General features: G+C 61.1%; 17 protein-coding genes and 1 pseudogene. 8 read left to right on the forward strand and 10 right to left on the reverse strand.

The window, feature by feature from the left end; all coding sequences use genetic code 11:
• Positions 1 to 283: 283 nt before the first annotated feature.
• Positions 284 to 2,899: an autotransporter family protein gene (locus NAI64_RS02225; protein WP_269297354.1), complete on the reverse strand. Its 2,616-nt coding sequence runs from the start codon at positions 2,897 to 2,899 to the stop codon at positions 284 to 286.
• 496 nt (positions 2,900 to 3,395) lie between these two features.
• The gene (locus tag NAI64_RS02230; RefSeq protein ID WP_269297357.1) at positions 3,396 to 4,802 is read right to left on the reverse strand and encodes a deoxyguanosinetriphosphate triphosphohydrolase; all 1,407 of its coding nucleotides are present in this window, start codon (positions 4,800 to 4,802) and stop codon (positions 3,396 to 3,398) included.
• Between the two features lie 151 nt (positions 4,803 to 4,953).
• Here NAI64_RS02230 and NAI64_RS02235 point away from each other — a divergent pair, with 151 nt between their 5' ends.
• Positions 4,954 to 5,400 carry an anti-virulence regulator CigR family protein gene (locus NAI64_RS02235; RefSeq protein ID WP_269297359.1) on the forward strand — a complete coding sequence of 149 codons (447 nt, stop codon included), beginning with the start codon at positions 4,954 to 4,956 and terminating at the stop codon, positions 5,398 to 5,400.
• Positions 5,401 to 5,636: 236 nt separating this feature from the next.
• Here NAI64_RS02235 and NAI64_RS02240 read toward each other — a convergent pair whose 3' ends face one another.
• From NAI64_RS02240 to NAI64_RS02265, 6 genes and pseudogenes are all read right to left on the reverse strand, one after another.
• Positions 5,637 to 6,389, reverse strand: coding sequence for an SDR family NAD(P)-dependent oxidoreductase (locus tag NAI64_RS02240; protein WP_269297360.1), 753 nt, complete (start codon positions 6,387 to 6,389; stop codon positions 5,637 to 5,639).
• Between the two features lie 96 nt (positions 6,390 to 6,485).
• A complete protein-coding gene (locus NAI64_RS02245) occupies positions 6,486 to 8,696 on the reverse strand; it encodes a BspA family leucine-rich repeat surface protein (RefSeq protein WP_269297362.1) in 2,211 nt (736 codons plus the stop codon).
• 119 nt (positions 8,697 to 8,815) lie between these two features.
• A pseudogene (locus tag NAI64_RS02250) lies at positions 8,816 to 11,470 on the reverse strand (calcium-translocating P-type ATPase, PMCA-type); the annotation flags it as partial.
• Between the two features lie 221 nt (positions 11,471 to 11,691).
• Positions 11,692 to 13,248: an apolipoprotein N-acyltransferase gene (lnt, locus tag NAI64_RS02255; protein ID WP_269297364.1), complete on the reverse strand. Its 1,557-nt coding sequence runs from the start codon at positions 13,246 to 13,248 to the stop codon at positions 11,692 to 11,694.
• Between the two features lie 88 nt (positions 13,249 to 13,336).
• Positions 13,337 to 13,840 carry a hypothetical protein gene (locus NAI64_RS02260; protein ID WP_269297365.1) on the reverse strand — a complete coding sequence of 168 codons (504 nt, stop codon included), beginning with the start codon at positions 13,838 to 13,840 and terminating at the stop codon, positions 13,337 to 13,339.
• Between the two features lie 129 nt (positions 13,841 to 13,969).
• Positions 13,970 to 14,857, reverse strand: coding sequence for an HlyC/CorC family transporter (locus NAI64_RS02265; RefSeq protein WP_269297367.1), 888 nt, complete (start codon positions 14,855 to 14,857; stop codon positions 13,970 to 13,972).
• Positions 14,858 to 15,118: 261 nt separating this feature from the next.
• Here NAI64_RS02265 and NAI64_RS02270 point away from each other — a divergent pair, with 261 nt between their 5' ends.
• The gene (locus tag NAI64_RS02270; protein ID WP_269297369.1) at positions 15,119 to 15,874 is read left to right on the forward strand and encodes a class I SAM-dependent methyltransferase; all 756 of its coding nucleotides are present in this window, start codon (positions 15,119 to 15,121) and stop codon (positions 15,872 to 15,874) included.
• Between the two features lie 566 nt (positions 15,875 to 16,440).
• Here the strand turns inward: NAI64_RS02270 and NAI64_RS02275 are convergent.
• Together NAI64_RS02275 and NAI64_RS02280 are read right to left on the reverse strand one after the other, a co-directional pair.
• Positions 16,441 to 16,698 carry a hypothetical protein gene (locus NAI64_RS02275; protein ID WP_269297372.1) on the reverse strand — a complete coding sequence of 86 codons (258 nt, stop codon included), beginning with the start codon at positions 16,696 to 16,698 and terminating at the stop codon, positions 16,441 to 16,443.
• 231 nt (positions 16,699 to 16,929) lie between these two features.
• Positions 16,930 to 17,661, reverse strand: a complete 732-nt coding sequence (locus NAI64_RS02280) for a LexA family protein (protein WP_269297374.1) — start codon at positions 17,659 to 17,661, stop codon at positions 16,930 to 16,932.
• 197 nt (positions 17,662 to 17,858) lie between these two features.
• Between NAI64_RS02280 and NAI64_RS02285 the strand changes: the two genes are divergently transcribed.
• The 6 genes from NAI64_RS02285 to NAI64_RS02310 all read left to right on the forward strand — a co-directional run bounded on the left by NAI64_RS02285 (position 17,859) and on the right by NAI64_RS02310 (position 22,432).
• Positions 17,859 to 19,082: a YdaU family protein gene (locus NAI64_RS02285; RefSeq protein WP_269297375.1), complete on the forward strand. Its 1,224-nt coding sequence runs from the start codon at positions 17,859 to 17,861 to the stop codon at positions 19,080 to 19,082.
• Positions 19,069 to 19,908 carry a hypothetical protein gene (locus NAI64_RS02290; RefSeq protein WP_269297377.1) on the forward strand — a complete coding sequence of 280 codons (840 nt, stop codon included), beginning with the start codon at positions 19,069 to 19,071 and terminating at the stop codon, positions 19,906 to 19,908. The genes NAI64_RS02285 and NAI64_RS02290 overlap by 14 nt, the downstream gene beginning before the upstream one ends.
• 5 nt (positions 19,909 to 19,913) lie before the next feature.
• Positions 19,914 to 20,330, forward strand: a complete 417-nt coding sequence (locus NAI64_RS02295; RefSeq protein WP_269297378.1) for a winged helix-turn-helix domain-containing protein — start codon at positions 19,914 to 19,916, stop codon at positions 20,328 to 20,330.
• Positions 20,327 to 21,100, forward strand: coding sequence for a RusA family crossover junction endodeoxyribonuclease (locus NAI64_RS02300; RefSeq protein ID WP_269297379.1), 774 nt, complete (start codon positions 20,327 to 20,329; stop codon positions 21,098 to 21,100). Before NAI64_RS02295 ends, NAI64_RS02300 begins: the two co-directional genes overlap by 4 nt.
• 355 nt (positions 21,101 to 21,455) lie before the next feature.
• Positions 21,456 to 22,067 (forward strand): tetratricopeptide repeat protein, encoded by a 612-nt coding sequence (locus tag NAI64_RS02305; RefSeq protein ID WP_269297381.1) that lies wholly within the window; start codon positions 21,456 to 21,458, stop codon positions 22,065 to 22,067.
• A gap of 23 nt (positions 22,068 to 22,090) precedes the next feature.
• Entirely contained in the window at positions 22,091 to 22,432 is a 342-nt protein-coding gene (locus NAI64_RS02310; RefSeq protein ID WP_269297383.1) for a hypothetical protein, read from the forward strand.
• Positions 22,433 to 22,967: the final 535 nt, after the last annotated feature.

Below are 22,967 nucleotides of genomic sequence, written 5' to 3' on the forward strand. Positions count from 1 at the left end.
GTTCGTCTTGCCTGTCGGAGACGGGTGCCGGATGCCGGATTGAAGGACGCAAGGGGTGAGGGACGGGGAATGCACGCTGGACGGGCAGGGGGAGTGGTTGCCGGGAAACGGGGGCAGGTCGCCGTGCGGGGTGGGCCGGTTCTGCGATGGTGGGGTGTGATGGGGGATGGTGTGCGGTTCGCCGGACGAATGCGGGGTGTGAGGCAAGCGGTCGGATGGGTGGTCGGTGGCGGTGAAAAATGACCGGCGGCGTGGTGCTGCCGGTCACGGGTGAAGGTCTGGGTCAGAAGCTGTGTTTGATGCCGGCGCGGATTTCGATTTCGCGGGTGTAGTGCGAGCCTTCTTCGCGTTCGATCTGGCCGTAGAGGCGGGTGGTTTTGTCCAGTTCCCAGTCGAAGCCGACGCCATAGTAGTAGCGGGTTCCCATGATGTCGTGTTCGGAGAAGCGTTCGTCGTTGAGGGTGATGGACTGGTCGCCGTCGAGTTCGTGGTTGATGCCGGCCTTGAGGTAGTACTGGCCTTTGCGTCCGCCTTCGAGGATGATGTCGCGTCCGGCGACGATGCCGAGCCGTGCGGTGAGGCTGTCGGCGTCATCCTGCCGGACTTGCATGCCGTTGCTCATGGTGAAGTCGTCGCCCTTGACGTGGTACCAGCTTAATTGTGCTTGCGGTTCGATGAACCATGTTTTGCCGGTTCCGGGTTGTGCGAATTTGCGGCCGATTTCGGCGGAGAGGCCGTAGCCGAAGGTGTTGTAGCTGCCGTTGACTTTGCGGCCGTCACCCATGCGGGTGTCGATGTCTTGTCCGTAGCGGTCGGCGGAGAGGACGAAGTCGGCGTAGGCGCCGTTTTCGTGTGTCCATGTGGCGTAGAGGTTGATGCCTTGCGAGTCGGCGTCGCCGGAGGCGCTGGTGTCGTGGTGTCCGTGGGTGCGCTGGTCGGCGATGTAGGCGCGGAAGTTGGCGCCGACGAGCCAGTTGTCGCTGACGGCACGGTCAAGGCCGAAGGAGAGGGCGTAGGCTTCCTGGCGGAAGCGGCTGCCTGCATAGCCGGAGAGGACGTCTTTCCAGCCGGAGACGGTGGCCCACAGGCCGTCGCGCTGGCCGTTTCTGACTTCGCCGAGGCGTTTTCTGAGGTCGGAGAGGTTGTTCTGGTAGAGGGCGTTTTGCGAACCGGTGGCGGCCATGGCGACGACGGCTTCGGCGGTCGGGGTGAGCTGCGGTTCCGAGGTTTGCTGTGCGAGGCTCAGGTACCATTCGGTTTCGCCTGCGTTATTGAGGCGGCTTTTGAGCTGGTAGTCCTTGTAGTGGACGCCGAGTTCGAGGCGGTTGTTGTCGGCGGCGAAGTTCAGGGCGTTGTCGTTGACGGTCCGGATGAGGTAGCCTGCCATTTCCTGTTTGGTGGGTTCTTTTCCGGATGCGGAGACGACATGGACGGTGTGGGTGCCGGTGTAGCCGTTGGTGATTTCGAGTATATCGTTGGCTTCGTTGCTTTCGGCCAGCTCGGCGCTGAACAGGAGCAGGCCGCCGTCGCCGCTCATGTGTTCGACTTCGACGGTTTTGTATTGGCCGGCGGCACGGCTGGTGTTGTGTCGCAGGTTGACGGTGGCGTTTTCGAGGCGAAGGTTGGTGACGTGGTTGTTGTCGCCGTCGTTATAGTCCACGACGTTCCATTGGGCGCCGTTTTTCAGGGTGACGTTGATGTGGTTGTGGTCGTATTGATAGGTTTTGTCGTATTGCGTCCATACGCCGCCGGTGAAGGTGTTGTTCGCGCCGTCGAGGGTGAGGTTGATGGTGCTTTCCGCGCCCGGGTCGCCGTAGGCGGCGAGCAGGTCGCCGGTGATGCGGCTGGTGCCTTCGCTGCCGATGTCGATGTTGACGGTGCCGGCGCCCTGGGTCATGACCATCGGGGTGGCGATGCGGGTGTTGCCTGCGGTTTTGATGTGGGTGATGCCGTCGATGGCTGAGATGTTGCCATTGATGGTGGTGGTCGTGCCGCTGCCGGTTTCGAGGCTGGCGCGGGCGTTGTCGCCGAAGGCGGCCATGCCGCCGTTGAGGGTGACGGTGGCGTTTTGTCCGTATGCGATGTCGATTCGGCCGCCGTTTTTGGCGTACAGGGCGGTGTTGTGTCCCAGGGCGGGATCGGTGTTGGTGTACTGGTCTTCGGCGGTGATGGTGAGGGTGTTGCCGTCGGTGCCGTCGCCGGTGATTCGGATGGCGGCGTTTTTGGTGACATAAACGGCGATGTTGTCGGTGTAGGTTGCGCCGAATGCCCAGCCGCCGGTGATGTCGGCGTGTGCGGATTTGACGGTCAGGCCGACGCCTTCGGTGAGGGCGGATGGGTCGGCTGTGTCGCCGTTGGCGCGATAGCTGCCTTCAAGGTAGATGGCGGGGCCTTGTCCGGTGGCGATGGTGAGATTGCCGGTGTCGATCATCATGGTGTTGGCGATGCCTTTGACTGCGCCGCTGCCGACGGGAAAGGCTTGCATGGTGATGCCGTAGGAGCCGGACCGGATGGTGAGGCTGCCGGTGTCGATGGTCGTGTGTTGCCGGTTGGCGATGCTGCCTTCGGTCAGGCCGGATGCATTGTTGACGGTGGAGACGGTGTAGATGCCGTTTCCCTTGCCGTCGATGTCGATGGTATCGGCTTTCAGGGTGTGGTCGAAGCTGATTTGGCCACCGTTTCTTGCATCGGCGGTGAGATAGGTCGTGATGCCGTCGCTGGTGAGGGTGCCGGTGTCGATGGCGAGGGAACCGGTTTTTTGCTGTCCGCCGGTGGCGGTTTCGCTGACACGGATGGTGCCGTCGACGGTGGCGGCGGTGATGGACGAGGTGCCTTCGCCGACGGTGATGTCGCCGGTATAGGGCGCCGACGGGTCGTTGAAGTTGACGGTGTCGCTCAAGGCAGGTTTGCCGACTGCGAGGAGGATGCCGGCAAGCAGGTAGCGGAAGGCGTTTGAACGATAAAGACCGCTAATAACAATTAACGGTCTTTCATGAAGGAAATGGATGTTTCAAATGGTTGAAAATCAAGGTATTTTTGTGATTTTTCCGCAATATTGCGCGCTTGCGGAAGTCGTTTGTTTTCGGCAAAGTGATGTAATGTCTGATTGATCTTGCAGGAAAGCGTGTGATGGAAAAGGGAAAAAAAAATGTGTTGTCGATTCTCAAACATCCGTTAATTGTTATTAGCCAGTGTCGCTATTTTACAACTGTCTGGTGCGATGCCAGTGTATATGCGGGATGCACGGGCGATCTCTGCGGTACGGGGATGGTGGGGTCGCTGGGGATGGCGTGTTGTTTGTGCCGGTTGTAAACGGGATGTGCCGATAACGGTATGGTAGATCGTGCCGGGGCGGCCGGTTCCGCAGGTCTTGCGGGAACCGGTTTGCCGGGGGGTCAGGCGTCGGTGATGCCGGCGAGCTGGCGGGAGAGGAAGGTGGCGCGTGGGTCGGTCATGCCGGTGATGAAGTCGATGACGCGGATGTAGGCCATGTAGAGGTCGTCGGTTTCGCCAGGGGCGTCGTTGCCCATGAGAATGAGTGCCTGTTTGTCGCGGCTGGTGAGGCGCTTGCCGCTTTTGGCCTGGTGGCAGGCGGGGATGAAGGTGTCCAGTATCCGCTTGTAGAGGGTGTATGAGCCGATTTCGAGTGCGATTTTGGCGTGGTTTTTCAGGATGACGTCGAAAAAGAGGCGGCGTGCGCGTTCGAGGTATTCCCGGATGTCCTCTGTGGTGTGTTCGAGCAGGCTGTGGATGTCGTCGTTGTCCATGAGGTCGTCATAGCACTCGGTGAAGGCGGTGAAGGTGGCGTCGATCATGAGGGTGATGAGCCGTGCGCGGATGAGGCCGGCGCGTCGCCGGTCGCTGTCCATGCCGGCCAGATAGGCGGGGTTGAGCCTGAGGCGGCCGGCGACGGGGGCGACGACGTTTTCAAGGTCGGTAAAGCGGATGATGCCGAGTTCGAGCGCGTCTTCCATGTCGATGATGCAGTAGCAGATGTCGTCGGCGGCTTCGGTCAGGTACGAGAGCGGATGTCGCCGGTAGTGCTGGCCATTTGCCAATCCCAGTGTGGAAAAGACGGCATGGAAGGTGTCTTTGTCGGACTGGTAGTAGTTGAATTTGGATGAGCCGTCGCCCATGGCGTCGTAGGCGGAGCGGGGGTATTTGACCATGGCGGCCAGTGTGGGGTAGGTCAGGCGCAATCCACCCTTGTCCTTGTGGTTTTCGATGGCGGTGACGACGCGGAAGCCTTGTGCGTTGCCGTCGAAGGATTTGAAGTCGGCTTTCTGGCGTTCGGTCAGTTCGGAGAGGTAGCGGTCGTTGTTGACGGGGTCGCGGAACCAGTCTTGCAGGGCGGATTCGCCACCATGCCCGAAGGGGGGGTTGCCGATGTCGTGCGCGAGGCAGGCGGCCTGGACGATCTGGCCGATGTGTTCGGGGGTGATGGCGTCGGGGAGTTCCTGCCGTTCCTTGAGGAAGTAGCCGACCATGATGCCCAGCGAGCGGCCGACGCTGGAGACTTCCAGCGAGTGCATGAGCCGGTGGTGGACGTGGTCGTTGGTGGCGAAGGGGTGGGCCTGTGTCTTGCGGGCGAGCATCCGGAAGGAGTTGGAAAAGAGGATGCGGTCGTAGTCCTGGATGAAAGGGCTGCGTGTGATGTCGAAGACGACGCTTGCCGGGTCGGTCTGGCTGTTGCGTACCGGGGCGAGCATTCGTGTCCAGCGGGCTTTGCGGGTTTGGGTCGTGTCTGGCTGCATGGTTCCCCTGTTGTCTGTCGGTGTCATGATAGCTTTATTATGTTTCAAAACGGTGACGGTTTCAAAAGGGGAGGTTTTCGCGTACGGGTATGGCGTGCCGTGTTGCCGGCAGGTATGATGAAGGTGTCCTGATCGGGTGGCGCCGGTCGTGCCGTTTCGGCTTGCGCCGGGTCGGGGGTTTTTGGCAATGGAGGGAGAGATGGAGAGTCGTTTGCGCAGGGGTTTGCGCTGGCTGGTGGCGGTGCCGCTGGCGTTGTCTCTGGCGGTATCGCCGGTTCTGGCCGATCCGCCGCATGGCAAGGGCAAGCCGGAGAAGGTAGGGAAAAAACCGAAGGGCAAGAAGGGGCATGGGCCGGATGACCATGCCGATCTGGTGTATGCGGGTATTTCGGTTCGGGATGCACGCCGCTGGGCGGATAATTACCACTATACGGGATACAAGCCGCTGCCGCCGGGGGTGGCGAAGAATCTGGGGCGCGGCAAGCCGTTGCCGCCGGGTATCGCCAAAAAGGCGGTGCCGTCTCCGATGCTCAAGCATTTGCCGCGCCATGCGGGGTATGAGTGGCGGGTGGTCGGCTCGGATCTGGTGCTGGTCGCCATTGCAAGCGGTGTGGTCGCGGATGTGCTGCTCAATGTGTTTCAGTGATGTGCGTGTCGCCGGATGCTGCGGTTTCCGGCGGTTTTCACGCACCGGGTGACGCAGGAGGGCCGGAATGTGCCGGTCGGTAACGGGGCGGGTGGTTCCGGCGGCTGTGTTGCCTGATGCCGCGTTGCCGTGGTTTGTTTCATGTACGCCGTCTTTCGTTGCGCAAAGGCGGCGTGTTTTTTTGTCGCGCCGCAGGTTCGGCGGCGCGGTGATGCCGGTGGATGAAACGGCCGGGGTTATCCGGCGACGAGGCCGCCGTCGATGAGATAGAGGCCGCCGGTCATGAAGCTGGCGGCGTCGCTGGCGAGGAAATGGATGAGTTCGGCGACTTCGCCGGCTTCGCCGACACGGCACAGCGGGTAGCGTTTGGCTTCGGCTTCCCAGTAGGCGCTGGCGTCTCCGTTGTGGGTGATGTCGGCGAATTTTTGGAAAAGGTTTTCCGTCAGCGGGGTTTTGATGGTGCCGGCGCAGACGGCGTTTGCACGTATGCCGCGGGGGCCGAGGTCGATGGCGAGGCTGCGGGCGATCTGGCCGATGGCGCCTTTGGTCAGGCCGTAGGCGAAGCTGTTGGGCTTGCCGACGTAGCACTGGTCGGATGCGTTGATGACGATGCTGCCGCCGCGTTTGAGGTGGGGGACGGCAAGCCGCAGGGTGTTGACGGTTCCCATGATGTTGGTGCGGATCATGAGGTCGAGTTCTTCGTCGCTGATGTCGAGCAGGGTGTTGCAGCGATGGATGCCGGCGTTGGCGACGACGCAGTCGAGTCCGCCGAAGGCGGCGAGGGTTTGTTCGACTGCGCTGGCGATTTGTTCCTTGTTTTTGACGTCGCCCGGGTAGAAGCGTACGCCTGACAGGGGGGCGGCTGTGGCTTGTCCGGCTTCTGTGTTGATGTCCATGAAGGCGGTGTTCCAGCCCATGGCATGGAATTTCTGTACGCAGGCTTGTCCGATGCCGGTGGCGCCGCCGGTGATGAATACGGTTTTGGTCATGGTTTTTCCTTGTGTGGTTTGTCGGTCAGGTTTGTTTTTGATGGTTTTCCGTCGTGTGCGTTTTCTCGTCCGGATACGTCGATCCGGCTTGGTGGGCTAATACTCCTTGAGGCCGTATTTCGCGCCGTAATGCCGCAGTGCGTCGTGAACCGCTTTTTCTCCGAATGTTTGGATCATGTCTTCCATGGCGTATGTCATTGTCTCGCTGTCAAGTGCGGCAAGGCACATGACGCGGGATTCCATGTCGTCGTATTGTGGCGCTCTGTGGAATATGCCTTTCGGTGACTGGTCGCGCAGTTTCCATGCCGTTATCGGTTGCCGGAACGAGGTCGCGCCGCAAAACATGCCGGCCATGTCCTTGACTTTCGAGACGTCCCAGTGGTCGAGGGGCTGGTCGAAGTGTTCCGCGGCGTCGAACATCCGCATCATGTTTTCGACGTTCGATACGTTCCAGTCGTTCAGCGGCTGGTTGAAGCGCGATGCGCCGCAAAACATTTCCCGCATGTTCGTGACGGATGAGACGTTCCAGTCGCCAAGAGGCTGGTTGAAGTGCGATGCGTCGCAAAACATGCCTTTCATGTCCGTTACGTTCGAGACGTTCCATTTTCCGATCGGCTGGTCGAATGCCGCTGCGCGCACGAACATTTCCTGCATGGTGGTGGCGGATGAGACGTCCCAGTCGCTGATCGGTCCGTTGAAGTGTCTGGCCGTATCGAACATGTGGGACATGTCGATGACGCTTGAGACGTTCCATGTGTTCAGGTCCTGATTGAAGGCGAAGGCGCGGTAGAACATGTATTGCATGCTGCGGACTTGCGAGACGTTCCAGCCGTCAAGCGGCTGGTCGAAGCATTCTGCGCGGGAGAACATGTTGGTCATGTCCGTTACCTGTCCCACGTCCCATTTCCGCAAAGGCCGGTTGAAGCGTTCGGCTTCGTTGAACATGAAGCGCATGTCCGTAACGTTGGATGTGTCCCAGGTTTCAAGCGGCTGGTTGAATCTTTTCGCCCCGTCGAACATGTGGGACATATCCCGCACGCTGGAGACGTCCCAGCGGCTTATGTCGTGGTTGAAGTATATCGCGCCGGCGAACATGTTTTTCATCGTGACGACGTTCGAGGTGTCCCACGTCTCAAGGCCGGCAAAGTTTTTGCGTCTGGATTGTCTGAAAAGGCCTTCCATGTCGGTGATGCACGATGTGTCGATGGCGCCAAGCGGTATTCGGTCGCTCATGTCCATCAGTTCTGTCAGTTCGCGTTTCGAGCGCGGTTTGTGTTTCACCGTGCCGGTGCCGGCGGGGACGGCGCCGCGCAGTTCCGGATGGGCCGCTTCCAGTTCGTTTTTGTATTCCGCGGTGTGCTTGCTGTCGTAGCGTGAAAGTTCCGCGTGTACTTTTGCCGCGTCGAAATTGTCCAGCGTTTGTTTGAGTCTTGCCTGTCCGCTCTTTTTCGTCGTGAGGTAAAAGCAAAGCACCAGGGTTTTGACGTCGGTGAAGCGCGGCGCGAACATGAACATATTGTTTACGTCACAGAATCTCGGTATCAGCCACATGTCGAGCGGCTGGTCGAAGCTGCGGGCGTTTCTGAACATTCTTTCGGTACTTTCGACGCGGCTTACGTCCCAGCGGTCGAGGGGCTGATTGAATTTTTTCGCTCTGTCGAACATAAGCCGCATAAGCTGGACGTTGCTTGTCTGCCATGAGTTGAGCGGCTGGTTGAAGCGCAGGGCTTCGCAAAACATGCCTTCCATGCTGGTGACATTGGATGTGTCCCATGTGTCGATGTTCTGGTCGAACGCGCTGCATCCGGCGAATGTCCAGGACATATTGCGGACTCCGGAAGTATCCCATTTACCGAGCGGCTGGTTGAAGCGCGCGGCTTCGCAAAACATGCACGCAATGGTTTTGACTTTCGAGATGTTCCAGGTTTCCAGCGGCTGATTGAAGTTGCTGCATCCGCCGAACAGCGATTCCATATTCGTGACTGACGAGACGTCCCAGTTTTCCAGCGGCTGATTGAAGTCGCTGCAACCGCAAAACAGTAATGCCATATTCGTGACAGAGGAGACATTCCAGTTTCCGACGGGATGGTTGAAATGTTTTGTCCTGTAAAACATGCGTTCCATCGTGGTGACGTTGGATGTGTCCCAGGTTTCAAGTCCGTCGAAGTTTTGGCGTTCCAAATCGCAGAAAAGACAACTCATGTCCGTTATCAGGGAGGTGTCGATGTCACCAAGGCAGACGCTCGGGTCACTCACCAGCTTCCTGAGTTCCTTCCGGCTGCGTGGCTTGTATGTTTTGCTCATCATGATTTCGCGTGTTTTGTTGATGCCGATTGAAAAGGGCGACAATCAGATGATATCTGAAGGTATGAGGGAAAGCAGGGTTAATTGAGCGGATTTGCGGGATGCGGGTACCGGATGGCGGTTCATGCGCGGCGGTCGAATTGCCGCCAGATGAAGCGGGCGATTTCGGAGAGGATGAGGGTGCTGGCCGCGGCTGCGGTGATTTTGAACCACATGGCGGGTTCGAGGGGGACGGTGCCGAAGAAGCTGCCTGCGTATTCGATGATGAAGATTTGCAGGACGAAGGTGCAGCCTGTGGCGATCAGCATGGGGCGGTTTGAAAACAGGTAGGGCAGGATGGATGCGCTGTGCAGTTCGCGGCAGTTGAAGGCGTTGAAGAGCTGGAAGAAGACGAACAGGGTGAACAGGACGGTCCCCATTTGTCCGGGTTGTGCGCCGAGGATGTTGTATTTGTATTGCGCGAGGAACAGGGCGGACATGTACACGGCGGTCAGGATGATGCGCGCGAGCATGGTTTTGGAGATGATGCTGGCGTTTCGCCGGACGGGCTGGCGTTGCATGATGTCTTTGTGGCCGGGTTCGAGGCCGAGGGTGAGCGCGGGCGGGCCGTCCATGATGATGTTGATCCAGAGGAGTTCGAGCGCGGTGAAGGGGGCTTTCAGGCCGAGGAGTACGGATGTCAGCACGACCATGACGGACGCGAGATTGACGGTGAGCTGGAAGGTGATGAAGCGCTTGAAGTTTTCGTAGATGTTGCGTCCCCATTCGATTGCGCGGACGATGGTGGAGAAGGAGTCGTCGAGCAATACGATGTCGCTGGCCTGTTTGGAGACTTCGGTGCCGGCGATGCCCATGGCGATGCCGATGTCGGCGTTTTTGAGCGAGGGGGCGTCGTTGATGCCGTCGCCGGTGACGGCGACGACGTTGCCTGCGGCCTTGAGCAGGTTGACGACGCGCATTTTGGTGATGGGGGTGCTGCGGGCGATGACGGCGATGGTCGGGAGTTTCGCCTGGAGTTCGTCGTCGCTCATGAGGGCGACGTCGCGGGCTTCGACGGCGATGCCGCCTGTATCGAGCAGGCCCAGTTCGCGGGCGATGGCGCGGGCGGTGACGATGTTGTCGCCGGTGAGGATTTTCAGGGCGATGCCGGCTTTCCGGCAGGACTGGACGGCGTTAAAGACGTCCGCACGCAGGGGGTCGGCGATGGCGATGAAGCCGTCGAAGGTCATGCCGCTTTCCATGGCGCGGTGGGCGGCTTCGTCTTCGTAGTCCTGCATGCCGGGCAGTTCCTTGTGGGCGAAGGCGATGATGCGCATGGCTTGTTCCTGTGCCTGCCGCATGTGGTGTTCGATGTCGGCTTTTTTGTCCGGTGCGATGTCGCACATGGCGAAGATGCTTTCGGGGCTGCCTTTGACGTAGGAGATGATTTTGCCGTCCACTCGCGAGATGGTGGTCATGTGCTGGAGTTCGGACGAGAAGGGGAAGGCGTACAGGGTGTCGTGGTCTGCGCGTTCGTCACGGTAGCTTTTGCCGGTTTTCGCACGGATGGCGGAGCGTTCGTGGAAGTTGAGCATGGCGCATTCGGTGGGGTTGCCGATGAAGGCGCCGTTTTCGCCGATGTCGGCGGTGGTGTTCAGGCAGAAGTTGTGCATGAGCCATTCGTTGTCCATGCGCGAAAGGTCGGTGTGCCATGCGGTGTCGTAGTAGCCCTGGACGGTCATGCGGTTTTCGGTGAGGGTGCCGGTCTTGTCGGAGCAGATGACGTTGATGGCGCCGATGGTTTCCGATGCGATGAGTTTTTTGACCAGTGCGTTTTCGCGTGAGAGTTTGATGATGTTGATGGACAGCGAGATGGCGACGATGGTGGGCAGTCCTTCGGGAACGACGGCGACGATCAGGACGATGCTGGTGACGAAGGCTTCCATGATGTCTTCGATGCGCAGGTTGCCGTGCCAGGCGAAGGTGATGATCTGGGCGGCGAAGACGATGGAGGCGGCGATGATGCCGAAGACGGTGATGACTTTGCCCAGCCGCGCGAGTTTTTCCTGAAGGGGGGTGGTGGTTTTGCCGGTCTGGCCGAGTTCGCGGGCGATCTGGCCGAATTCGGTGGCGTCGCCGGTGGCGGTGACGACGGCTTTGCAGTGGCCGCTGGTGATATAGGTGCCGCCATACAGGGTGTCGGCACGTTCGGCCATCGGTGTATCGTCGTCGCTGGCGCGCGCGGGGTCTTTTTCGGCGGGGACGCTTTCGCCGGTCAGCGCCGATTCGTCCACGGCGAGGCTGGCGGCTTCGATCAGGCGGCAGTCGGCGGGGATGCGGTCGCCGGTCGCCAGCAGCAGGATGTCTCCGGCGACGATGTCGCTCTGGTGGAGCCTGACGGTTTCGCCGGAGCGGATGACGCGGATGATGATGTCGTCGCTGATGCGTGAGAGGGTTTCGAATGCGCGCGCGCTTTTGCCTTCCATGAAGACGCTGATGGAAACAGACAGGATGATGGCGATGAGGATGCCGGTGCATTCGAGCAGGTCGGCTTCGCCGCCGGTGAGGCTTTCGTAGATGTTGACGGACAGGGCGATCAGCCATGCGATGATGAGCATGATGATCATGGGTTCTGCCACGGCGTCGCGAATCCGGCCGAACAGGGTTTCTGGCTGGCTGCGGGTCAGGGTGTTGGCGCCGTATCGCTGACGGTTTTCCTGTACCTGTTGCGGGGTCAGGCCGGTGTCTGCGTCGGTCTGGAGCCTGTTGAGTAAGCCTTCTGTCGTTTCCATAGATTCTTCGACCGGAACCTTTCCGGTGTTGCCGTGCGGTGTCCGGTTTTGCCGGGTTTATGCGCATAAACAGCCTGCGCCAGACCGTTTCGGTCTTGCGGGCTGTTTGTGTACGGGGGCCTCCGCACGGTTTACGGCGGGGTTTCTCGTATGAGTTTCCCGGTTAGGGAACATGATAGCATCGACCGGGGAAATTTTACAAAATCGGAAGACGGTTTTGGCGGTTTTCAGCGGCGTTTGCGGGCGGCGATGATGTTGGCGGCGGCAAGGGTCAGGATGGTGACGATCAGGATGAGGATGTTGCCGAAGCGGATGTAGGGTGTCGGGCCGCGCATGCCTTGTACGGCAAGGTCGAGTTCGCCGCGGGTGTAGGCGGGCAGCCGGGCGATGATGTCGCCTTTGGGGCCGATGACGGCGGTGGCGCCGGTGTTGGTGGCGCGCAGCATGGGGCGGCCGGTTTCGAGGCTGCGCATGCGTGAGATTTGCAGGTGCTGGGGCAGGGCGATGGTGTCGCCGAACCATGCGATGTTGGAGATGTTGAGCAGGATGGTGGGGGTGGGGTTGCCCGCCTTGTATTCGTTGCGTATCTGGGCGGCGATTTCTTCTCCGAAGATGTCTTCGTAGCAGATGTCGGGCAGTATCCACTGGTCTTTGACGCGGAAGGGTTTTTGCAGGGCTTCGCCACGGGTGAAGTCGCCCAGCGGAATGCGCATGAGGTTGACGAACCAGCGGAATCCGGTGGGGATGAATTCGCCGAAGGGGACGAGGTGGTGTTTGTTGTAGCGGTAGCGGAAGTAGCCGGGGGTGCCGGCGCTTTCCGGTGTCATGAGGACGAGGCTGTTGGTGTATTCGGTCGGGCTGTCGGCGAGCGGGATGCCGAGTGCGAGGCGTGTGCCGCTTTCGGCGGTGTAGGCGGCGAGCCGGCCGAGGTAGCCGTCGGGAAGCTGGTGGGGATAGACGGGGATGGCTGTCTCGGGGGTGACGGTGAGGTCGGCGGGGCTGGCGGTGATCATGCCGGTGTACATGGCAAGGGCGCTGTGGATTTGCCATGGTGTGAATTTGAATTCTTGCGGGACGTTGCCTTGCAGCAGGCGGACGCGGATGGGTTCGCCGTGGGGGTGTGTCCAGTCGATGTGCCGCAGGATGGCGCCGCCGCCGAAGATGAGGATGAGTGTCGCGGCGACGGTTGCAAGCGAGGTTTTCCAGCGCTGGCGTTCGATCTGGAAGAAGAAGGCGATGGCGCCCGCGGCGATGGCGGCGACGAAGCCTATGCCATAGACGCCGGCGATTGGGGCGTATCCGGCGAGCGGGTTGTCGGTGTGGGCGTAGCCTGTGGCGATCCAGGGCAGTCCGGTGACGATCCAGCCGCGTGTCCATTCGGCGAGTGTCCAGAAGGCGGGGAAGATGAGCAGGCAGGTGATGCCTGCGCCGGCTTGCCAGCGGTTGGCGAAGAAGCGGGTGAGCATGCCGGCGATTCCGGCGAGCGAGCCGAGGAAGAGGGCGAGCAGGGCGACGGCGATGGCGGCGAGGATGATGTTCATGCCGCCGTAGGTGTGCATGCTGACGGTGAGCCAGTAGAGGCCGGTGACGAGGTGTCCGAAGCCGTAGGCCCAGCCGGCGACGAGGGCGGCACGGGGTGTTTCGGTGTGCCGGATGACGCCGGCGAGTATGGCCAGTGCGATGATCTGGACGGGCCAGATGTTGAATGGGGAAAAGGCGAGCGGGGTCACCAGGCCGGCAGCCAGTGCGATGGCAGGCAATGTCAGGTGGTGTTGTCGCTTCATGTGTGCCGGTTGTGTCCCGATCTTTCAAAAAATAGTGTCTTTTGTCCGGCGGGTGCCGGATTTTTTCGCCGTGCCTGCCTGACGGCGGTTACTGGATCAGTTTGCCGACCGCGCGTCCGGTGACGTCGACGTCGGTTGTCGGGTCCGTATCGTCGTCGTCCATGCGCATGGTGCTGGTGCCGGTGAGGTTCAGGTCGGGTTCGAATTCGTCCAGTTCGGTGTCGGTGTCGATATAGTGCAGGCAGATGCCGGTGTCGTCGGAGTCGCCGAGTTCGACGTCGCCCAGCGGGTCCTGGTAGGAGACGGAGCCGAAGGCGAACATGGGGTCCATGTCGATGCCTTCGCACTGGGCATCGATGTGGTTGCGTCCGCGCATGGTGTAGCCGGCGTCGTCATCGGTTTCGATGTGGTTGACGCTGGTGCCGGTGAAGTCCACGTCGGTCGTCGGGTCGTCGTCCGGTTCGATGTGGTTGACGCTGGTGCCGGTGAAGTCCACGTCGGTGGTGGGGTCGTCTGCCTCTTTTTCGATGAAGGTCAGGCAGATGCCGGTGTCGTCGGCATCGTGCAGTTCGATGTCTTTTTCAGAGTTCATAAAATACCTCGTTGGCTAATGGTTGGTGCCTTGCTTTCCGTTACCGGCGCGACAGGTTGTGGCTGTTTGCCGTGCATTCAGGTTTTTTCGTTGTTGTCTGGAAACCTGCGGAATAACATTTGCGTTATTTTACAGCTTCACGGGGTTTTTGTCCGTTACGGTATTCTTTTTTTCGACGAGCAGGGTGTGTATGCGCCGGGCGTCGGCACGCAGGACTTCGAAGTGCAGGTCGCCGATGTCGAAGGTGTCGCCTTTGTGGGGGACGCGTCCGAGGTGGTTGGCGATGTAGCCGCCGATGGTGTCCACCCGGCTGTCTTCGAGGGTGGTGCCCAGGGTACGGTTGAAGTCTTCCATTTCGGTCAGGGCGGGGATGCGCCAGCGCGGTGTGCCTGCGGGTGTCTTGACGGGGACGATGCGGTCTTCGTCTTCGTCGTCGCTGTCGAATTCGTCCTCGATGTCGCCGACGATTTGTTCGAGGACGTCTTCGATGGTGACCAGTCCGGAGATGTTGCCGAATTCATCGACGACGATCGCCATGTGGTTGTGGTTGTTGCGGAAGTCGCGCAAGAGGACGTTCAGACGTTTGGATTCCGGGATGAATATCGCAGGGTGCAGGATGTCGCGGGTGACGTATTGTTCGTTTCCGATGTGCAGCAGGTCCTTGGCGTGCAGGATGCCGACGATTTTTTCACCGTCGCCTTCGATGGCGGGGTAGCGGGAGTGCCCGTTTTCCTGTACGTCGCCTATCCATTCGGCAAGGGGGCGGGTGATGTCGATGACGTACATACGGGAGCGCGGCACCATGACGTCGCGCACGGCGGAGTCGAACAGACGGAAGACGCCTTCGATCATGGAGAGGCATTCGGAATCGATCAGCTTGCGTTCGTGGGCGTCCTGGAGGATTTCCAGCAGCTCGGTGCGGGTGTCCGGTTCGGATGAGATGAAGGATGCCAGTTTGTCGAGAAAGGTTCTGGCGAGTTTGTGGGTGTTTTGACTGTGTTCGGGATGCTCGGGCATGGCGGTTTGTCGGAAACTCCTTGTTGTCGAAAGTTATAGGATACACGATTTGGGGGGTGTGATTTGTAACATCGGCCAATATTTTGGAAGTTTCGGTTGTGTACATGGTAAAGTGTTGCCGGTAATGCCTTTTCTTTTGCGGGAATGGCGTTATGCTTGTTCTGACTGGATAGGGGTGGGCGGCAGCCCTCCGTTTGCAGGAACACGGGAAACGGACGCGGGCTTGCCGTCTGGTTACTGTCGTTTTTTTCCGGAGTGTGTATGGTGAACGATGGTCAGGCTGACAGCCATGCCGATATGCTGAAGATGGCCAGTATCCTGACGGATATGGGGCCGCCGGTTCTGGCGCTTCTGGCGCCGAAGGCCGGGGAGCGGATTCTTGATCTGGGGTGCGGCACGGGGGTTTGGGCCGAGGAGATGGTCAGGCGCGGTTGCGAGGTGGTCGGGGTGGATACGAATCCCCGTGCCGTCGAGGCGGCGAAAGCGCGCGGGGTGGATGCCCGGCCGATCAATGCCGAGGCCTTGCCTTTTTCGGACGAGTTCGATGCGGTGTTTTCCAATGCATCGCTGCACTGGATGCGTCATCCCGGGCGGGTGATCGCGTGTGTGGCGCGTGCGCTGAAGTCCGGCGGGCGTTTCGTCGGGGAGTGTGGCGAGGAAAACAATGTCAGAACCATTGTCGATGCGGTGGCCACTGCGCTGGACAGGCGCGGTATCGAGGTGGATAACCTGCATCCCTGGGTGTTCGTGACGAAGCGGGATGCGACGGCCTTGCTGGAGGCGGGCGGTTTCGAGGTGCGTTCGGTCGAGGTGATCGAGCGGCCGACGGTGTTGCCCGGAACGATCGCGCAATGGTTGTCGGTTTTCGCGAAAAATTATTTGTCGTGCCTGCATCCGAAGGAGCGTGATGTGTTTCTCGATGAGGTGACGGCGCTTTGCCGGCCGAAGCTGTTGCGGCCGGACGGAAGCTGGGTCGCCGATTATGTGCGGTTGCGCTTTTTTGCGGTGAAGCGCTAGCCGGTTGGTCTGGTGCTCGCGGCGCGGGCGTTTTCCGGCTGCTTCGGGGTGTGTGGCGGTTTTTTTGTGACGGGGCGATCCTGCGGGGTCGCCTTTTTTGTTTTTCGGGTGGATGGCGGGACGGGATGGTTGCCTGTTTGATGTGCAGGGGGTGCAAGTCGTTGTCGGAAAAGGGAAAAGATGGGCTGTTCACGGGGTTTTCCACAGGAAACGGGGACAAGGTGGCGGCTGGTGCCCGATGGCGGTTGTGTCAGGGCGGGGCAGGCTGGAAAATGCCGCGGTTTTTTCGTGGGGTGGCGGTTTTGCATGATGGTGCGTGATGGCGGGAAATGGCGTGAGATGGTGGCATGATGGTGTTTGATGTACGCTGGATACGGGGTGTTTTGCGGTTTCTGGCGGGGAGATGGTGTGCCTGTATGGGATGCCGGAAGGGGGCCGGTATGTCCGGGTGGGGGACAGGGTGTTCGATACGGGCGGTTTGCGCCGGTATCGGTGTGCGGGGCGATGACGGGGCGACGGCTTGCCCGCGTGCAGGGACGGGGCGGGTAGCGGTACGGGTGTGGTTTTCAGTCTGCCGGATTGGCGCCGTGTCCGGACTGGCGTGTTTTTTTCGAGGCGTAGAGGTGTTCCAGACAGGTTTCCGCGCATTCGTCGAACAGCCGGTTGACGGCTGCGAGACATTCACATTCTTCCGGGGTCAGGCCGCGCTTGGCTTCGATCGCCAGATCGAATACGAGTCCGATGACTTTTCTGGCATCGACGACGAGTGCCAGATGATCGACGTTCAGTGGATTGGATAGGGGACAGGTTTCCTGATTGGTCATGTTCGCTCCCTTGTTCGGTGGTCTTGTCCGGGTGTTATGCGCTGTCGCGGTTGTGCATGGGGGTTTCCGGTGGTGCGGGTTTTGTCGCCCGGGGTGCCGGTTGTTCCGCATGACGGTTTTCCACGGCGCGTTTGCCGATGACGCGTGCCTTGTTGTTTACTGTACCGTGCCTGTCGCCTGATTGCAAGTTCGGTGCCCGGTGTGTGGGGTGGTTGCCGCGTTTTGCCGGTTTTACAGTTCTTCAGCTGTCCATTTGCCGATGACGACGCCGCAGATGGTGGCGTTTTTGTTGACGCGGATGATGCGGTCGGGCCATGAGGGGTTCAGTGCCATGAGCATGCGTTCGCCGTTGGGTTCGATGAGCAGTTGTTTGAATGTGGCGGTGTGGTCGTCGTCGAGGCGGACGACGACCATGCTGCCGTTTCTGGCTTCGCGCCCGGGATCGACGGCGATGTAGTCTCCGTCGTTGTAGGAGCGTTCGCCGCCGGGGTTGTACATGCTTTTGCCGACGACGCGCAGGATGAAGGCGTTTTCGCTGTGTTTGAACGGGCAGGGAATCCATTCTTCGGCATCGCCCGGTGCGAAGTTGTTGATGGTTTCGGACCAGTTGCCGGCACGAACCCACGAGATGAGGGGAAGTTTTCCTATCCGGATGTCGTTTTCTCCGTCATGGCCGGTGTCTGATCCCGGCCGCGGCGGTCGCGGTGCGGGGTTGTCCAGGTCGGGGCGGATGCCGTCGATGTTTTCTTCTCCGTAGAGGAATCCGACGCTGACGTCGAAGGCGTCGGCGATGGCGCGGATGTTTTCGGCGGTGGCGTTGACTTCTCCGCGCCGGATGCGTCCGATGGTGGTCTGGCCGATGCCGGTTTTTTTGGCCAGTTTCATCTGGGTTCCGAGATGGGGGTTTTGTTTCATGAGCATGTCGAGCTGCTCGGCGACGATTTCTCTGGATTTCTTTTTCATGGGTTTTGTCCGTTTCCGGTCAGCGACATGGCGTTGCAGACCTTGTCTGACTTGAGTTTTAGCCTTAAATGGTCTATGATGTCCGCCTGTGTCGGAAGGCTGTTTTTCGGGGTGTTCCGGCGCCTTGCCGGGGTGGCGGCGGGGGCGTCGGGATGGAGTTTTCCGGTTTTTCGCATGTTTCGGAGGACGCCGCAATCATGAATTTTTACAAGCATTATATCGGGGATTATCAGCGTGATACGGGGCATTTGTCCCTGACGGAGCATGGCGCTTACCGCCTGATGCTGGATGCGTTTTATGCGACGGGCAAGCCGTTGCCGGCTGATAAACGGGCGCTTTACCGTCTGGTGCGGGCCGGGAGCCGTCAGGACAGGCTGGCCGTGGATTCGGTGGCGGCGCAGTTCTGGGAGACGGCGGACGGCGGTCTGGTCAATCGCCGTGCGTGTGTCGAGATCGCGAGGGCCGAGAAGCAGGCGGAGGTGAACCGGCAAATCGCGCTGGCCCGTGAGGAGCGCCGCCGATTGCAACGGCAGCTTGCGCCCGGCGGGTCTTTCGCAGGGGGGAATGGGGAGCTGGCCGGTTGTCAGGGGGATCATGCGTCTGCCGAAGTGTCTGAAGTGTGCAAAGTGCATGATACGCAAGTCATTTATGGTTTGCAACCGTTTATGGTCACGAATCGTGCCACGTCCGGTTGTACGGGGATGGGTACGACGGTGGTGGCGGCTGCGTGTGCGCCGGGGGCGCCGACCGGTTCGCCGGACGGGATCGGTAGCAGCGATCATGGTGCCGGCGATGGCGGGATTTGCCGGCGTGCGGGGGAAGGTGCGGGGATGGACGGTGTTTGCCAGGCTGCCGGTGTTGCGGTGTTTGCCGGGAATGTGCCGGTGCCTCGCGGTGGGGATGACGGTGTCGCCGGGGAGGTTGTGGGGGGCGCCTGTGACGGGGATGCCGGAATGGTACCGGATGCAGCGGCGGGGGCGGCGGTTTTTGCCGGGCGGTCCGGCGGGGAAGGGGTGTCTGCCGGTGGGGCGAATGGTGTTTCGGCGGGTGCGCTGGTGGGGGTGTTGCGGCGTTATGGGGTGGTGGCGTCGGTGTCCGATCCGAGGGTGCGGGCGATGGTGGCGCAGGGGGTGGATTCGGCGTTGCTGGCGTCGGCTTGTATGGAGGCGCGGCGGGTGCGTCCGGATGAGCGGATCGGGGTGGCTTATGTGGCGCGGATCGTGACGCGATGGTTGCAGGACGGGGTGGCGGGGGTTGCCGCTGCGGGGCGCGCCGGCGGGCGGTTTCGGGCGGCGCGTTCGTGTTCGGCGGATGAGCGTCGCGAGGTGCTGGATGCGTTGACGGGGCGGCATACGCTTGAGGGGGTGGTGTTGCCGGTGTCGTCGGATGTTGTGATGGATGGGGGGAATGATGGTGCCTAGTGTGTCGGTTTTTGGGCGGGACGGTGTTTTGCCGGACGGGGGAAAAGTGTCCGGTGGCGGGGCGCGGGGCGGTTTGCCGGATGGTGGCGCGCGGAAAAGGAGGTCTGGGGATGCCGGGTTGCCGCCTGGCGGTGGGGATGCGCGTGGGCAGGCCGGTGGTGCGGATGGTGTGCGGCGTGTCGAGCGGGTGTTCGGGGTGCTGGCGTCGTTTTACGGGGCGCGGTTTGCGGATATGTGGCGCGGGGTCGATCCCGGGGCGGTGAAGGCGCAATGGGCGCATGCGCTTTCGGATGTGTCGGATGAGGAGTTGCGGACGGGGCTGGCGGCTTGCCGGGGGCGTGTCTGGCCGCCGACTTTGCCGGAGTTTTTGGCGTTGTGCCGTCCGGAGCCGGATGCGGAGCGTGCGTTTGCGGTGGCGCAGGTGCAGGCGGGCAGGCGGGCGTGGGGGGGTGATGTGTGGCCGGATCGTTCGCTTTACTGGGCGGCGGTGGCGTTCGGCTGGTATGACTTGCGGGTGATGTCCTGGCAGCAGGCGGCTGGGCGCTGGACGCGTGTGTGGCGGGAGTGCCGTCTGAAGGAGGGGGCTTTGCCGCCGGTTCCGGTGTGTCGCGCGGTTTTGCCGCAGCCCGGGCGCGGGGTGACGGATCGCGAAACGGCGTTGCGTCGTCTGGCGGCGCTGAAGCGGCGGCTGGTGTCGGGGGAGAAGTCGTGCGGAAAGCGGGCGTTGCATGGCGTCCGGGATGAGGGAGTGGCGGTTGCCGGTTCGGCGGATGTGCCGGGGGCGGCGGGTTTGTGTGGTATGACGGGTGCTTGTGTGAAGGAGTGAATGGAATGGATGGAAAGGGTGGCAAGTGTGCAGTCAGGGGGACGGGGGCTTGTGCGCTTCGTGAGGCGCGGCAGCTGGCGGCGATCGAGGCGGCGTTGGGGAAGCGGCCGATGACGGTGGCGGAGCTGGCGCCTGTGATCGGGGTGTCGCCGGATACGGTCAGGAGTCGTCTGCGGACGCTGGTGGCTTGCGGTCGTCCGGTTCGGGTGGTGGATTGGCGGGTGTTGCCGACGGCGATGGTTCGGGTGTGGGGGATCGGGGCGGGGCGTGCGGTGCCGCGTCCGGCGCGTCCGCCGCGTTCCGGGGAGGCTGGGAGGAATCGGCCGGACGGGGAGGCCGGTGTGTTTGTGGGGGATCGTCCTGTTTGTTTCAGGCGGGAGGGTCTGGATGATTGGTTGTTCAGAATCAGGGGGTTGAGATGATTGAGTTGACGTTGCCTTATCCGGTGTCGGGGAACCGGTATTGGCGGACGGTCTGGCCGAATGGGGCGCGTTGTCCGGTGACGACGGTGAGTGCGCAAGCACGGGCGTACAAGACGCAGGTGCGCCGTCTGGCGCTTGAGGCGGGGGTCGTGCGTCCGTTTTCCGGCCGGGTGGGGGTGTCGTTTGTGCTGTTTCCCAGACGGCCTTCGGACTGGAAGCGGCGTGTGAAGGCGGATCCGGTTCGCTGGGATGATTCGGTGCAGTGTATCGATCTGGACAATGCGCAGAAGATTTTGTTCGATGCGCTGGAAGGGGTGGCGTTTTCCGATGATGCGCAGGTCAGGCATATCACGGGCAAGCGTGCGGTGCCGGACGGGCAGGCGCGTGTGGAGGTGTGTATCGCGCCGCTGGACGATGCGGGGCATGACGGGGCGGATCGTGCGGATGTTTTTGACGGGGAGCAGGCGCATTGCCCGGATGATTCGTCGGCGGGGCGGTTTCCGCTGAATTGCCGGGCGATGATGCCGCCGGGGCGGGATCGTGCGGAGGGGAAATCGGTGCATTTGTCGGATGATTCGTCGGCTGTGGAGCGGTTTCCGCTGAATTGCCGGGTGAGGACGCCGTCGGGGCGTCTGGCGCAGGTGCGTCGGCATTTGAGCGGGACGAGCAAGCAGGATCATTTCGAGCGGGTGATTTGTGTGTATGTGGATGGGATGCGCGCGGATGATTGTGTGACGCTCCAGCCGCAGTTTCTGACGCGGCTGGATTGAGAAAACGGGGGCGGTTTCCGGTGATGGTGGGGGTTTGGGGCGGGTATCGGGTGATTTTCGGGGGGATTCGGGGATTTTTTGCCGGTTATTTCGGGAATTTCGCAGTGATATTCCGGTTTTTGTGGGGGATCGGTGTGAAATGATGGGGGTTGCGTGGTTTTTCGGCGGTTTTTTCGGGGATTATGGGGGGTTTTCAGGGGGTTTTGTGGGTTTGGTGCATCATTTGGGTACGGTTTTGTGGCGGGAGTGCTCCGGGTGTCGTAAACTCGCTTCCGGGTGGCTGTGAGCCGTGTTTGTGGAGTCGGGTATGTGTCGTGGGATCAGGTCTGGGTATGGGGTGTTCCGGTTTCCGGAGATGGTTCTGCTGTTTCTGTGCCTGTTTTTTTGTGAGGCGTTTTTCGCGTCCGAGGCGCTGGGGTTTTCTTCAGAGGACAGAAGGGGCAGGACGGCTTCCGGTGTGACGGTGGCGTCGTCGTTCGCCGATGAGGAGGGTGACAAGGGGGATGCGCTTTTCGAGCTGGTGTTGCTCAAGGACAAGGCCGAGGAGGGCGATCCGGATGCACAGTTCGAGCTGGGTCGCCGGTATCTTCAGGGGGTCGGGCTGGAACGTAATGATGTGATGGCGTTGCATTGGGTTCGCGCGGCGGCGCAGCAGGGGTATGCGCGTGCGGAAGCGGGGCTGGCATGGATGTATGCGGTCGGTCGCGGGGTGGTGCGTGATGATGTGCAGGCGTTCGACTGGTACAAGCGTGCTGCCGAGAACGGTTATATGGTGGCGCAACGGATGCTGGGCAAGTGTTATGAAAAGGGGGTGGGTACGGCTGTGGATGCCGATCGTGCCCGTTTCTGGTATGAAAAGGCGGCTGAGCAGGGGGATGAGTATGCCGTCGCCCGTCTGAAGGCGCTTTCGCAACCGGTTCAGTCCGGACATGGGGCGTATCCGGTGCATGCCGGGTCCGGCAGGTAGGATATGGGGTTGTCCGCTGTGTCGTGGGGTGTCAGGCCCGTGCCATTCATGCACGGGCTTTTTTGTCGCTGGATGATCGTCGCGGTGCTTGTGCCGGTGGTCGGGATGATGGTTTGGCCAGGCGTGTGGTGCGCGTTCTGGCGGGATCGCTGTTTCCGGGTATCGGGGTGGCGCTGGCGCGAGGCGGGTTCCTGATTTTTTTGTGCCGGGCTGGCGTTTTTCCGGTGTTATCGTTTTTTCCCGGATTGGGTATCGGTTGCTGTGATATTGACGTGAGATGCGCGGGTTTTCCGCGATATCGGGAATGGTTGCGTGATGTTGCCGGTGGCCGGGATGCCGTTCGCCGTCGTTATTTCGAGAGGTGAGACTTGTTTATTTTGCCGGACAGGGGGACGGGCGGGGTGTTTTCGTGCGGATGTCGGGGAGGAGTGCCTGTCGGATGGGCAGCGGGTGCAAGTTGTTGCCGGTAAACGGAAAAGCGGGACTGTACACGGAGTTGTCCACAGGAAACGGGGATAAGCTGCCGGGTGCGGGTTGTGGGATCGGGCGGCAAGGGCATGGCAGGCAAGAGGCGGGAGTGGTCGCTGTTGCCGCGGGTTTCGCCGTTTCGGGATGATGCGGGGATGATGCGGGCATGATGTGCGGTTTTGCGGTCGTTCGGCGGCCTGTCGGCGGGGCGGTGTCGGGCGGTTTTGGGTGTCCGGTGGTCTGGTGTGCGGGTTGTGCGCGGTTCGTGTGGTGGATACGGTGGGTGGCCGGTGTGCGGAACGGGTGCTTGTGTATGGGATGGGGTATTTTGCGGGATGTCGCCGGTTTTCCGGAAAACGTGATGGCGGTTGCGGGTGGCGCTGGTGGATGGGCGGATGCGGGAATTTGGGCGGGGGTGCCGGCGGTTCGGTG

The sequence above is a fragment of the Oxalobacter paeniformigenes genome (genome assembly GCF_027158465.1).
GTDB classification, from domain to species: Bacteria; Pseudomonadota; Gammaproteobacteria; order Burkholderiales; family Burkholderiaceae_D; genus Oxalobacter; species Oxalobacter paeniformigenes.